This window comes from Streptomyces sp. NPDC093984, assembly GCF_044764595.1.
GTDB classification, from domain to species: domain Bacteria; phylum Actinomycetota; class Actinomycetes; order Streptomycetales; family Streptomycetaceae; genus Streptomyces; species Streptomyces cynarae.
Map to the genome: position 1 here is coordinate 53,878 of NZ_JBIWIM010000007.1, position 12,384 is coordinate 66,261.

General features: G+C 69.4%; 9 protein-coding genes and 2 pseudogenes. 5 read left to right on the forward strand and 6 right to left on the reverse strand.

All coding sequences use genetic code 11. The features are described from left to right. Nucleotides 1-24 precede the first annotated feature (24 nt). Complete coding sequence (locus ACIRC0_RS24535; protein WP_403619247.1) at nucleotides 25-1,248, forward strand: glycosyltransferase family 4 protein; 1,224 nt, start codon at nucleotides 25-27, stop codon at nucleotides 1,246-1,248. A gap of 174 nt (nucleotides 1,249-1,422) precedes the next feature. On the opposite strand, the gene ACIRC0_RS24540 is transcribed toward ACIRC0_RS24535, so the two are convergent. Beyond that, nucleotides 1,423-1,728, reverse strand: a complete 306-nt coding sequence (locus ACIRC0_RS24540) for a hypothetical protein (RefSeq protein ID WP_403619250.1) — start codon at nucleotides 1,726-1,728, stop codon at nucleotides 1,423-1,425. A 193-nt stretch (nucleotides 1,729-1,921) separates the two neighbouring features. On the opposite strand from ACIRC0_RS24540, the pseudogene ACIRC0_RS24545 reads away from it, so the two are divergent. Continuing rightward, nucleotides 1,922-2,544 (forward strand): annotated as a pseudogene (locus ACIRC0_RS24545) (zinc-binding dehydrogenase); the annotation flags it as partial. On the opposite strand, the pseudogene ACIRC0_RS24550 reads toward ACIRC0_RS24545, so the two are convergent. Next, nucleotides 2,447-2,644 (reverse strand): annotated as a pseudogene (locus tag ACIRC0_RS24550) (SDR family NAD(P)-dependent oxidoreductase); the annotation flags it as partial. The pseudogenes ACIRC0_RS24545 and ACIRC0_RS24550 sit on opposite strands and share 98 nt — an antisense overlap. Nucleotides 2,645-2,992: 348 nt before the next feature. Between ACIRC0_RS24550 and ACIRC0_RS24555 the strand changes: the two are divergent. After that, nucleotides 2,993-3,226, forward strand: a complete 234-nt coding sequence (locus ACIRC0_RS24555; RefSeq protein ID WP_403619253.1) for a hypothetical protein — start codon at nucleotides 2,993-2,995, stop codon at nucleotides 3,224-3,226. A 189-nt stretch (nucleotides 3,227-3,415) separates the two neighbouring features. Next, a complete protein-coding gene (locus ACIRC0_RS24560) occupies nucleotides 3,416-4,240 on the forward strand; it encodes an MIP/aquaporin family protein (RefSeq protein WP_403619256.1) in 825 nt (274 codons plus the stop codon). A gap of 221 nt (nucleotides 4,241-4,461) precedes the next feature. Here ACIRC0_RS24560 and ACIRC0_RS24565 read toward each other — a convergent pair whose 3' ends face one another. From ACIRC0_RS24565 to ACIRC0_RS24580, 4 genes are all read right to left on the reverse strand, one after another. Continuing rightward, the gene (locus tag ACIRC0_RS24565) at nucleotides 4,462-5,607 is read right to left on the reverse strand and encodes a GlxA family transcriptional regulator (protein ID WP_403619259.1); all 1,146 of its coding nucleotides are present in this window, start codon (nucleotides 5,605-5,607) and stop codon (nucleotides 4,462-4,464) included. A 296-nt stretch (nucleotides 5,608-5,903) separates the two neighbouring features. Next, nucleotides 5,904-6,998, reverse strand: coding sequence for a GlxA family transcriptional regulator (locus ACIRC0_RS24570; RefSeq protein ID WP_403619262.1), 1,095 nt, complete (start codon nucleotides 6,996-6,998; stop codon nucleotides 5,904-5,906). Between the two features lie 146 nt (nucleotides 6,999-7,144). Next, nucleotides 7,145-7,792, reverse strand: coding sequence for an HD domain-containing protein (locus tag ACIRC0_RS24575; protein ID WP_403619265.1), 648 nt, complete (start codon nucleotides 7,790-7,792; stop codon nucleotides 7,145-7,147). A 312-nt stretch (nucleotides 7,793-8,104) separates the two neighbouring features. Further along, entirely contained in the window at nucleotides 8,105-9,361 is a 1,257-nt protein-coding gene (locus ACIRC0_RS24580; protein WP_403619268.1) for a YbfB/YjiJ family MFS transporter, read from the reverse strand. Between the two features lie 1,122 nt (nucleotides 9,362-10,483). On the opposite strand from ACIRC0_RS24580, the gene ACIRC0_RS24585 reads away from it, so the two are divergent. Beyond that, entirely contained in the window at nucleotides 10,484-12,292 is a 1,809-nt protein-coding gene (locus ACIRC0_RS24585; RefSeq protein ID WP_403619270.1) for a glycoside hydrolase family 15 protein, read from the forward strand. The last annotated feature ends 92 nt before the right edge of the window (nucleotides 12,293-12,384 follow it).

Below are 12,384 nucleotides of genomic sequence, written 5' to 3' on the forward strand. Positions count from 1 at the left end.
TGTGCGGCAGACAGGAGACGGAGTTTGCGGCAGCATGAAACGACTCGGATCACCGGACCGGAAACCCTCAGGAAAAACCTCGCCAAAGCCGCCATCCGGAGAATTCTCATACTGGCATGGCGTGACGTACAGGACGGTGCGGCAGGTGGTTCTGAATACCACACCAGTGCCATGGCGAAAGTCTGGGCCGACGCGGGCGTCGAGGTGTTGCTGAGGACCTCGAAAGCACCGGGACTTCCCAGCCGGGCGATCAGGGACGGATATCAAGTGGTGCGCAGGGGCGGCAAACTCACGGTGTTCCCGGCTCTCCTCGCAGAGCCGATGCTCTTACGGCGGCCGGGCACGGGGGTGGTGGAGGTGTGGAACGGCGTTCCCTGGTTGGCGCCGCTGTGGGCCGTCGGCCCGGCCGTCACCTGGGTGCATCACGTGCATGGCCACGTGTGGCAGGAGCACTTCGGGCCGCTTGTCGGCCGCTTCGGCTGGCTGGTCGAATCACGACTGGCTCCACGACTGTACCGGCGCGCCCGCATCTGTACGCCAGGGAACTCCACGCGCGATGACCTGGTCAGGCGGCTGGGACTGCCCCCGTCGTCGATCAGCGTGATTCCTCCGGGCGTCGACCGCGCATTCAGCGGTGCGCCGCCCGGAGCAGGCGTCGAGGGCGACGGCCGGTCGCCCTTCCCCTCGGTGCTGGTGGTGGCCCGGATGGTGAAGTCCAAACGGATCGACCTGGTGATCCGGGCGATGTACCAGGTGGTGGAGCGTCACCCGTCGGCGCGGCTCTACGTGGTCGGTGACGGTCCGGAACGCGCCCGCCTTGAACGCTTGAGCGTGTCCTGCTTCGGGCGCTCAGCCACGGTCACCTTCCTCGGACGTGTGGAACAGGCCGAACTCATCCGCCGTTATCGCTCGGCCTGGTTGTTGGTCAGCGCCTCCTCGGCTGAGGGCTGGGGTCTGGCCATCAGTGAGGCCGCCGCCTGCGGCACGCCGTCCGTCGTCACCGACATACCGGGCCACCGTGACGCGGTGATGCATGACGTCACCGGATTGCTGGTCGGCCCCGGACAACTCGCCGCCGTCATCGAGCGGCTTCTCCTCGACCACCACCTGCGCCGACGCCTCGGGACCCAGGCGGCCCACCACGTAGCCCGCCTGCGCTGGGAGACAACGGCCTGGCGCACAGCAGAGCTCTTGGTCACGGCGGTTCAGGCGGGAGAGCGGACCGGGAAGGAGGGGCCGGCTCGGTAACGACCAGGAACTGGCCGTTACCGAAAGCCCTCCGGAGACGTGGCACTCCCAGGTAGTGGGCCAGGGCCCGTCCTGCCTCATCGGCAGCGGTCCCCGGTGGAGGCCCGCCAGGGCGGTGGTACACAGTCGCCAAGTGGCCTTCCCTGGACGGGTCCTCCATGACTGCGACCAGGATCACGAACCAGTCGTGGACGGTGTCGCCGTCCCAGAGGGCTCGACCGCGGCCACCCGACCCGGGTGGGCCGCAGCACGGGCCGCCAGTGTGAGCACCTCGAGCAGGCGGCTGAGATACGTGCACCGGTCGCAGTCACTGAGCGGACCACGATGCGCCACGTCCGCGCCGCCCACCCGCAGCGTCACCTCCAGGCTGCCCCCGGCAGTGGTCGGCTCCACCGACGGGATCAGTCGGCGACGGCGGCGACGTTCGTCGTGATCGCACAGCAGCAGCCGCGGCTGGTGCGAGTCGGCGGGTATTTCCATGCGGACTTGGCAGCAGCCGGCTCGGCGGAGACTGCTTCGAGCTGCGCAGAGGGTACCGGCAATCCTTGCGAGGCGGTGGTTGCTGCGGTCGCTGGGGATCGGGGTGCCTAGGCTGGGGTCGTGGAGTGGCAGAGGGAGATCAGGCCCTTTCTGGTGTCCGGACACCCGGCCGGCCGTGGCGGCGGCGTCCAACGCGGCCAAGGCCGCCGAAGTGGGCCCCGGCGACACGGTCGCCGTGGTCGGCGACGGCGCGGTCGGCCTGTGCGCGGTCATCGCCGCCAAGGAACTCGGGGCGGGGCGGATCATCGCCATGTCCCGGCAGAGGCTGGCCCGCGAGTTCGGCGCCACCGACATCGTCGCGGAGCGCGGCGAGGAGGGCGTGGCCCGCATCAAGGAGATGACCGGCGGCATCGGCGCGGACCGCGTGCTGGAGTGCGTGGGCAACGAGCAGTCGATGCAGCAGGCCCTGAACTCCACCCGGCCAGGCGGCAACGTCGGCTTCGTCGGCGTCCCCCACGGCGTCTCCCTCGACGGCGAGCAGCTGTTCTACTCCCACGTCGGCGTCCGCGGCGGCCCCGCCCCGGTGCGTGAGTACTGCCCGACCTGATCGACCGCGTCCTTTCGGGCCGGATCAACCCGGGCAAGGTCTTCGACCTGGAGCTTCCCCTCTCCGAGGTGGCCGAGGGCTACAAGGCCATGGATGAGCGCCGCGCCCTCCCTGCGCGCGCAGTGCCTCGGAGTAGGCGTGCACCGCAGCCTTCGAGGCGGCGTAGCTGGGCATGGGCGGCAACGGCAGGAAGGCGATGCCGGAGGTGACGGTGATGAAGGTGCCGGCGCCCCGCCGAACCAGGTGCGGGGTGAAGGCGTCTATGACCCGGATGGTGCCGACCAAGTTGGTGTCGATCGTCGTCTCTGCCACCATCGGCCTTGATCGGCTCGTCGCCAACCAGCTGGAACCCGCCGGCACGACGCAAGAGGTCAGGGCGGACTTGGGCCCCCGGGCCGCGACGACGACCTTCGCCGAACTGATCGAGGGTGCCCGCGACGATCGGGAGATCCGGGCGCGGCTGGGTGCCATGGCTATGGCCGCGCCTACCGCCTCGGAGACCGAGCGGATGCGGATCATCCGGGCACGGCTGCCGGTTGACACCTGGCCCGCCCGCCGGCTGCTCATCACGGCGGTGGACGCACAGACGGGGGAGCCCGTCATGTGTGATCGCACCTCGGCATTCCGCTGACATCCGCCGTCGCGGCCAGTTGCGCTGTGCCCGGAGTGTGGCCGCCCGCCACCGTCGCAGGACGGCGCTACATCGACGGCAGCGTCCGCTCCGCCACCAACGCCGACCTCGCCGAGGGGCACGACGTGGTGGTCGTCCTCGCGCCCGACACCGGCCCCGGCCTCAACCCCGCATCGAAGGGACTCACTACCCGCGCACACACAGCCAGGTACTGGTCATCACGCCCGACGATGTGGCGCTGGCCCGCCCCTGGCGCCTGATGGCCGACGCGCCATGCGCGGCCGCCCAAGCCTGCCACCGTGTAGCGCACGTTCTCCGCGCCGTGCATGACGCCAAAGGGAGCCGAGGCAAGCACAGCGCCTTCCGTATGGCCCTGGACAGGCCCGTCCGCCGGCCGCTGAGGGCTTCTCGGCCTGTGTGGTACCCGAATGCGACGTACCGTCGGAAGGGTGCTCCCGGAAGAGGCTACCGGCAGGTCGCAATCCTCTCCCGCCTGTCCGGACCACCGCTCGCTGTACGGGCTGCCCGACGCAGCCCGGGAGTTTGTGCTGACAACGGCCCTGCTGTATTGCGTCGTCACCGCCGCCCGCTGGCTGACGTCACCGGACTCACCGGTTGCCCTGGACAACCTCCGGGCGGCCACGGCAACCGTCGGCGTGGCGGTCGGGATCGTCCTGGTGCTGCTGATCACCTCGCCCCCCGGGCGCCGCTCAGGCGCCCACATGAATCCCGCGATCAGCGTCGCCCTGTGGCTGATGGGGGCCTTGCCCGGACGCTACCTGCCGGCCTACGCCACCGCGCAGCTCGCAGGCTCCCTGGCAGGCACCGCACTGGCACGGTGGTGCTGGGGGCCGATCGTTGCCCGCTCCTCGATGCGCTACGCCGCCGTGCACCCGAACCCGGCATGGAATACGGCCGCGCTTGTGTGCGCGGAAGGCGGCTGCCTGGTCCTGATGGTTCTGATGGTCGGGTTCTTCCTGGCCCATCCCTCTGTCAGCCGCTGGCTGCCCTACGCCGTCGGCGTCGCGACGGCCCTGATCATCACCATGCTGGGAGGACTCAGCGGAGGCTCGGCGAACCCGGCACGCCAGTTGGGCCCCGCACTGCTCTCCGGTGGTACCCAACTGCTGTGGGTCTACCTGGTTGCCCCGTTGATCGGCGCGTCGCTTGGGGCGGCGGTCCACTGCCTGCTCCAGCGCCGCCTGGGCTCCCGCGCCCCGTCCACCTACCGGCTGTGCGGCAATGACGACGCCGTCCGCGACCGTGTCCGATGAAGGGCGGAGCACGGCACGGCCGAGCGGCTGAGGGATAGAGTCCCGGGCCTGGAGCGCGGGGGCGGTCGCGCGATGCTCAGCAGCGCGAGTACCGGCAATCGGCGGTGCATCGCCAAGGAGGGAGGCCCACCAAGAGAGCCAGGGCGATACTGACCGCGTCCATGCCGCGCCCGGTAGAATCTCGCAGAATAAGCGTGCAGTAATTATTGAAGGACGCTCGGTCAGGGGATGGCCGCAAGAGTTGGCTCTCCGGTGCGAGTGGTGCGGAAGCGCGCCCGGTAGGTCCCGGGAGTGATACCGAGTTCTCGTCGGAAGGCGCGTCGGAGGGTCTCCTCAGAACCGAAGCCCGACCGGCGGGCGACCACGTCCATCGAGTCGGTGCCCGACTCGAGCAGGCCTTGGGCGGCTTCGATACGGATCTGCTCTACGAAGCGGGTCACGGTCATCCCGACCTCCGCGCGAAAGAGCCGGGTCAGCTGGCGTACGCTCACGCCGACCCGCCCGGCCACGGCCTCCAGGCTGTGGTCGGCGGCGGGGTCCGCGGTCACTGCGTCCAGCACCTGCCGCACCAGCTGGTGACGGGGCTGCTGGGCGGCCTGGCGAACGCTGAACTGTGACTGACCGCCCGGCCGAGCCATGAAGACCACCAAATACTTCGCCGCCGCGCGCGCCACCTGTGGACCGAAGTCCTCCTCGACCAGTGACAGTGCGAGATCGATACCGGATGTGACTCCAGCGGAGCTGATGACCTTCCCGTCTCGCACGAAGATGGAGTCAGGGTCTACCTGGACGCGAGGGAAGTTATCGGCCAGTTCCTGGGCCAGGCGCCAGTGGGTGGCAGCCCGGTGCCCGTCCAGCAGCCCTGTGGCCGCCAGGGGGAACGCGCCGGCGCATACCGAGGCCACCCTGCGCGAGAGACCGGCCAGGCGGCGGATCCCGGTAATGAGGGAGGCGTCGGAGACGGCAGCCCGCCAGTCAGGGCGGCCTGGAACGATCAGGGTGCCCACCCTGCCGGTGATGTCCTCCAAGGCCACGTCCGCCGCCAGCCGTGCGCCCGCGGTAGTGAGGACCTCCCGTCCGCCGAGCGAGGCGGTCAGCAGCCGGTAGCAGGCGCCGTGGTCGTTGGCGGCTGCGAAAACTTCCAGTGGCCCCGTGACGTCCAGCAACTGTACGCAGTCGAAAAGCGCCATCACCACGAGGTGAGGCCGGCGCCGATCGCTCCGCCTGTCCATGAGGAAATCCTCCGCCTGCCGCCAATCCTGGGCAAGGCGGTCAGGACTTGCCCAGGGTTCGTCACTGCTTCCTGGATGACGCGGTAGGTGAGCACGATGCCCCGGCGGGCAGGTGCCGGTGGTGGTGTTGGACACGGCGAGCCCGGCGTTGTGGACCGCTGCGACCGACTCTGGGAGTCGTGCTGTGCCCGATTGAGGAGCAGTGGGAGCGTCCGGCATGGCCGCAGGTCCGTCTGAGGCCGACGTCATGGGCAACGATGTCCTGCCGTCTCATGTGGTGCCCGTTCGTTGGCATTTCGGCCTGGGCGGTTGCTGCTTCGGCCTGGTCGCGCTGTTGCGTCCCTGCGCCTTGCACAGCCTTCCCCGCCGCCACGGCCAAGAGCCCGTCGGCGACGAGCAGCGGCATGCGCCGGGTGGACGTGCCGAGCCCTTCAGGTATGCCGCGCGGTTTTGCTGCGGCCGGAATGGGAGGACGTCTGTTGGTCGGGTTGCGCTGGTCTGCGTGGGTGGTTCTGGTGTGATGTCGCTGCGTGGACAGGCAGGAGGTCATCGTGTGGTGTGGCCGAATGCTGGTGAGGTGAGGCCGCCGTTGTGCTGAAGCGGGCCCGGTAAGCGCCTGGGGTGACACCGAGTTCGCGCTGAAAGACCCGGCGCATGGTCTCCGGGCTGCCGAACCCTGCATGACGCGCGACGGTATCCAGTGAATCCGTCCCGCTGACGAGCAGGGTGCAGGCGGCCTCTAGCCGTACCTGCTCCACGAAACGGGCCGGTGAGGTGCCGGTCTCGGCGCGGAAGAGCCGGGTGAGGTGACGCTGGCTGATGCCGACATACCGGGCAAGGGAGTCCAGGGTGTGGTCGGCTGCCGGGTTCTCGGTGACATGGTCGAGCAAGGTGCGCAGGGCCGGGGTGCGCGGGTGGCGGACCTGGGCGCGGACGCTGAACTGGGACTGTCCCCCCGGCCGGGCGAGGAAGACGACTAGTTGCCGGGCCACAGCACGGGCCACCTCCGCGCCGACATCCTCTTCGATCAGGGCCAAGGCGAGATCGATGCCCGAGGTGACTCCGGCAGAGGTGTAGAAGGTTCCGTCACGGACGAAGATCGAATCCGCGTCGACGTTGATCTTCGGGAAGCGGTGGGCCAGGTGAGGGACCAGTTCCCAGTGCGTGGCGGCCCTGCGACCGTTGAGCAGGCCGGTCGCCGCCAGCGGAAACGCCCCGGCGCAGACGGCTGCGGTGCGCCGGGCGCCCGTGGCGAGTTCGGTAAGGGCCTCCCGCAGGCTCCGGTCCAGGATCGCCGGTCTCCAGTCGGGCGAACCTGGCACGATCAGGGTGCCGATGTCCCGGGGCAGCTCGGCCACGGCGCAGTCAGGCTCCAGCACTATGCCCGCGCAGGTATGGACGGCGTCACCGGTCAGTGAGGCCGTCTTGAGGACGTAGCGGCCTCCGTGCTCGTTGGCGATGGTGAAGGCGTCCACCGGGCCGGCGACATCCAGCAGTTGCACGCCGTCGTACAGCAGAACCGTCACCAGGTGACCTGTGCGCGGTTGTGTGCAGCGTCCGTTCGGTCGGTTTGCGGCTGCTCGCGCGCTGGAGTCCGTGGCCGCCTGCGGAAGGCTGTCGGGCGGGGATGAAGAGGACAACATTGGGGTACCTCGGAGGCTGGCAGGGGCGGTTACTCGGGCCAGTCGGAATTCAGGATGGTGTCGACGAAGTTCTGTCGCACGTAGCCCGGCAGGTAACGCTCTAGCACGTCCGCTTTGACGTTGCCGAAGGTGGTGTGGGGCCGGTGCGCGATCCCGTGTGTGAATTCGTGGAGAATGCGCTGCTTGAACTCTGGGCGGGGATGCAGTTCTACGACCTCGGCGAGATCCCGGGCGGCGATTTCTTCCCGGCCGATACCCAGGACATCCACCTCCACGCCGGCGGTGACCAGGGCGACCTCGGGTGCCATGTGCCAGGGGATTTCCGGGGTTGTGTGCAGCGCGATGCCCTCCCACACCAGTTGGGCGTCCTGGGCGGAGACGCCGTGGCGGTGCAGAAAGCTGCGGGCGTCGTCGGCACCGTCGAGTTCGAATCGCTGCTGACTGTGGCGGTGTCGGTCGGTGAGGCCCAGGTCATGGAACATCGCTCCGACGTAGAGGAGTTCGGGGTCGGCGTGCAGTCCGCGCGACAGGCCGCGCAGGGTGCCGAAGAAGTAGACGCGGCGGGAGTGGTGGTAGACGGTGTCGGAAGCCGTGTCGCGGACGAGTTCTGTGGCTTCGCGCACAAGCTTGCTGTCGGGTATGCCGATTCCGGCTGTCGTGGACGGTGGCGTGGTCATGAGCTGACTCCTCACAGAGGTCGGGGCGGGAGAAGGGGTGGTGCCGCTGTCACCAGCGGCACCACAAGGGGGCGGCACAGCGCAGATCAATCACGGGCTGGGGCGCCCAGGGTGGTCTGAGATGTGATGGGTAGCGGATTGCTGACGTTGCGGTTGACGGGGCAGCGGTCGGCGATGGCCGTCAGCCATTCCACCTGCTCACCGGTGAGGTCGCCGGACAGGCGGACGTCTTTGACGATGCAGCCACGCGGGCCGTGGGCAGAATCGAAACGCCGGGTTCTCGCGGGCTGTGACGCGGGCAGGCATCGCGGGTCACCTCTTCTGGTTCTGAGCGGCAGGCTGGGCGTCCTGGGGCGCCACCGTGACGGCTGGAGCGGTGGGGTGTTCACGCTGGATGAAGGCGGCCACAGCGGACAGGGCGAGCAGGATGACCGACAGCCACAGGCCCTTGGTGATGCCACCGCTGGAGTCGGACAGGATGCCCGAGACCAGTGGGCCGACGGCCTGTCCGACGCTGAAGGCGACGGTCAGCCAGGCGATGCCGGAGGTCCAGGCGTGCTGGGGCAGCATGCGGCGGGCGAGCACGGTAACGGAGGTGGGACCGGCCATGAAGGCCGAGCCGAACACGACCGCGGAGACGATAGCGGCGGCCAGGCCGTCACCGAGCAGGACCGGCAGCACGCCGAGCAGGACGACCAGGGAGACCAGGGCCGGTGCGGTGCCGCCGCGCAGTCGGCCGATGATGCGGCCCCACACCAGCAGGGTGGCCAGTGCGCTGGCGGCGCCGAGCACGATGAAGAACGCGGCCGTGCTCCAGGTGCTCAGGCCCTGATCGTGCAGGAGCGCGATCACGAAGGTCATGTAGGAGACGTAGCCCGCGCCGAATAGCACGTACCAGACGAAGGACCAGGTCATCCGGCCCAGTCCGGTACGGCCCTGGCCTGCGGCGGCCGTGGGAGCAGCGGGCACGGCCTTGGCGGCCCGCGCGGCAGGGCCCACCGCGATCAGCGCCAGGATGCCCATCAGCAGCCAGCCGGCCTGCCAGCCGGAGGCACCCCACTCGCTCAGTGCAGCGGGAACGGCGATGCCGGAGAGCACCACGCCGATGCCGACGCCTGTCATGTAGACGGCCACCAGCGCGGCTGAGCGCTGCTGCCGACCGCCGGTGTGGACCCGGGAGGCCAGTGCGGAGCCGACCACGAACGTGACAGCGGTGGCCAGGCCCCCGATGAACCGCAGCACCGCCAGAGCGGCGAAGTCACTGGTGACCCCCGAGCCGAGCAGCGCGAGCGCGCTGATCACCATGCCCCACACGAACGCCTTGCCTCCGCCGTAGCGCTTGGCCCACCAGGCGCCGCTTGCGGCACCGATGATGTACCCGAGCGCGTTGGCGGTGTTCAGGCCGCCCGCAGCGGCGTACGACCAGCCGAGTTCGGTGCGCATCGAAGGGAGGAGCAGTGCGTAGGCGAAGCGGGTGAACCCCAGCGCCACGACAGGGCCTGCGGCCAGTCCCAGTGCCGTCAGATACTCCGACCGCGGGCGGGTCGTGCCCGTACCCAACGTGTCCATGTGTCTTCCTCAAGGTCGTACCGCGTCGGCGCCGCTCCTGCCGCGGCAGCCGGTCCGCGTCGGTGCGAATGCGGACTCCCGACTCAACCGCGCAGGGCACGCCATCCGTGACCGTCCATCGGGACATGCCTCCCTCGAATCGGGACATCCTCGCCACACCCCCTGCGGGGCATGCGGAGGCTACGGATCACGAAGTGCGTCGCGTGGATCACCAGGCCCCGGTCGGCATTCCGGTACAGGACACCTGGACCCACGCGGTCATAGAGAGGCCGGCCCGCCGGAGGCACCGGTCGCCTACAGGTTCTTGGCTACCGCTGTCGTGGCCGTTGCAGGGGCGCTCGAGGGAGTCGCGACGGCGACGAGCTGCACGACGTGATCGACCTACCGCCCGCAGCGGGACAGGCGGACGGACAGCGGGCCCCGTGTCTGTCTCATCCGCCTGAGCCGCCGATCGCCCTGTGACGGTGCGGAAGCGTGGGCGTTTGTGACCATCCGCGGGCGTCGGCTGCAGTGAAAGCGGAAGCGCGGCTCTTTGCGCGTGACCGGCAACCGTAGGCCGACGTGCCAGGTGCCGTGGCAGTCCATTGCTGGTGCGGACGGGAGCCGGCTGCCCCTGGGCCCCAGCGGGCTTCCGGGCTGCCTTCGGACCCCAGCCGGCTCCCGGGTCTCATTCCACATCGGTACGCGGAACGACGGCCTGGCCTGACCGGACAGGTGGCCCTCGTTTCCCGCCGTGCCGGCGGCTGCCCGCCTCGTTTGCGTCCACGGTCGTCTTCGCGCAGACCACTGGCCTTGAGCAGGCCGAGCTGCAGATGGATGCCGCCCTGCGGGCCGACCGGTGATCATCTCCCCCGTCGGCATCTCCCCGGCCTATCTGCAGCAGATCAAGGACGATCCCCGAGTCACGACAGCCACTGTTGCGTCGACGCCGGCGAGCCAGCACCCCCGGCTGAGCAACCAGGGTGCGGCCGCTTCCTGGCCAGAGCACCCTTGAACGCGGTCACCGAGTGGACGGACCCGCTGGTGCGAGCTCGAATGGAAGCCGAGGCCGCGCGGGTCCCCCGTCGCGCGGCCTCCCGTCCCCGTACGCCTGGGAATCGGCCGGGGTCCAGGAGAACGGTCATGAGTGATCGGGCCATCGCCGACTACGCGCTGCTGGCCGACTGCCAGACAGCCGCTCTCGTCAGCTCGCACGGCTCCATCGACTGGCTATGCCTGCCGCACTTCGACTCCCGGGCGGTCCTGGGCCGGATCCTGGACCACGAAGCCGGCCACTGGTCCATCCGCCCGGCCGGCGACTTCACTGCCACCCGCAGCTACCTCGAGCGGACCCTCGTCCTGCGCACCGAGTTCCGCACCTCCACCGGGACGGTCACCCTCACCGACGCCCTCGCCACCGGCCCGAACCGGGACGGCCACGAGCTGGGCGCCCATGCCCCGCACCTGCTGCTACGCCTCCTGCACTGCACCCACGGCAGTGTCGACATCGACGTCGAATTCGCCCCCCGCCCCGAATACGGCCTGATCAAGCCATTGCTCATCAGCGACGACGGCCTCATCCGCTGCCACGGCGGACCCGACACCCTTGGGCTGTCCACCCCTGCCGCCTTCACCGTGGGCCCCACCTCACGCGCCGCCTTCCCCCTCCAAGCCGGAGAGCACGTCGCATTCGCCCTGCAGCACACCGCGGCCGGAGGCAACCCCACGGTGTGGCGGGACCAGGACATCCTCGAACAACTCGACATCACCATCACCAGCTGGCGCCGCTGGTCCGAACTGCACCAGGCCTACCAAGGTCCCTGGGCCGACCTCGTCCACCACAGCGGCCGCGTGCTGCAAGGCCTGACCTTCCAGCCCACCGGGGCCATCGTCGCCGCCCCCACCACCTCCCTGCCTGAGGAGGTCGGCGGAGTGCGTAACTGGGACTACCGCTACGCCTGGGTACGCGATGCCTCCTTCACCCTCGACGCCCTGTGGGTCGCCGCCTGCCCCGACGAGGCCGAAGCCTTCTTCCGGTGGATGGCCCAGGCCGCCGCCCAGTCAGCCGAATACCATCCCGACCTGCAGATCATGTTCGGCATTCGCGGCGAACGCGACCTGACCGAACGCACGCTGGATCACCTGTCCGGATGGCACAACAGCCGGCCCGTCAGAATCGGCAACGCGGCGTGGGCCCAGCGGCAACTCGACGTCTACGGCGAACTCCTCTCCGCCGCACGCCGCCTGCGCGACCAGCTTCACGGACTCGACCCGTACACGCGGCGGTTCCTGGCCAGTCTGGCCGACGCCGCCGCAGCCCGGTGGACCGAACCGGACCAAGGCATCTGGGAAGTCCGCAGCGGCCCCCAACACTTCCTCTACAGCAAACTGATGTGCTGGGTCGCGCTGGACAGCGCCCTGGACCTGGCGGAGGAACTCAAGGCCACCGACCGCATCGCCGACTGGACGGCCGCGCGGCGCGACATCCGCCTCGCCATCGAAGAGCGTGGCTGGAACGCCGAACAGAGCGCGTACACCCAGGCCTTCGGCTCCGACGTCCTGGATGCCTCGGTCTTGATGATGCCCATTGTCGGCTTCACCGCCGCCGACAGCCCCCGCATGTCCGCCACGCTCCACAGCATCCAGACCCGCCTGACCAACGCCAACGGCCTGGTCTACCGCTACCAGTTCGCCGAAGACGGTCTGCCCGGAACCGAAGGCACGTTCTTGTTGTGTACCTTCTGGCTGGCCCAGGCCCTGGCCCTGGCAGGCAAGAGCCAAGCCGCACGCGAAGCGTACGAGCGTGCCATCGCATGCGCCAACGACGTCGGGCTCCTGGCGGAGGAGGCCGACGCCCGCTCGGGAGAGCTGAGGGGCAACTATCCGCAGGCCTTCAGCCACATCGGCCTCGTCAATGCCGCGTGGGCTATTTCTCAAACGGAACAGACCTGAACCGAAGCAATGTGCTGGGACAACGCGCCCGTGCCTGGAGCCGACGGGGTAGACGCTCATCGCCCGGGTGCAGCCGGAGCAAGCGTCCGCGC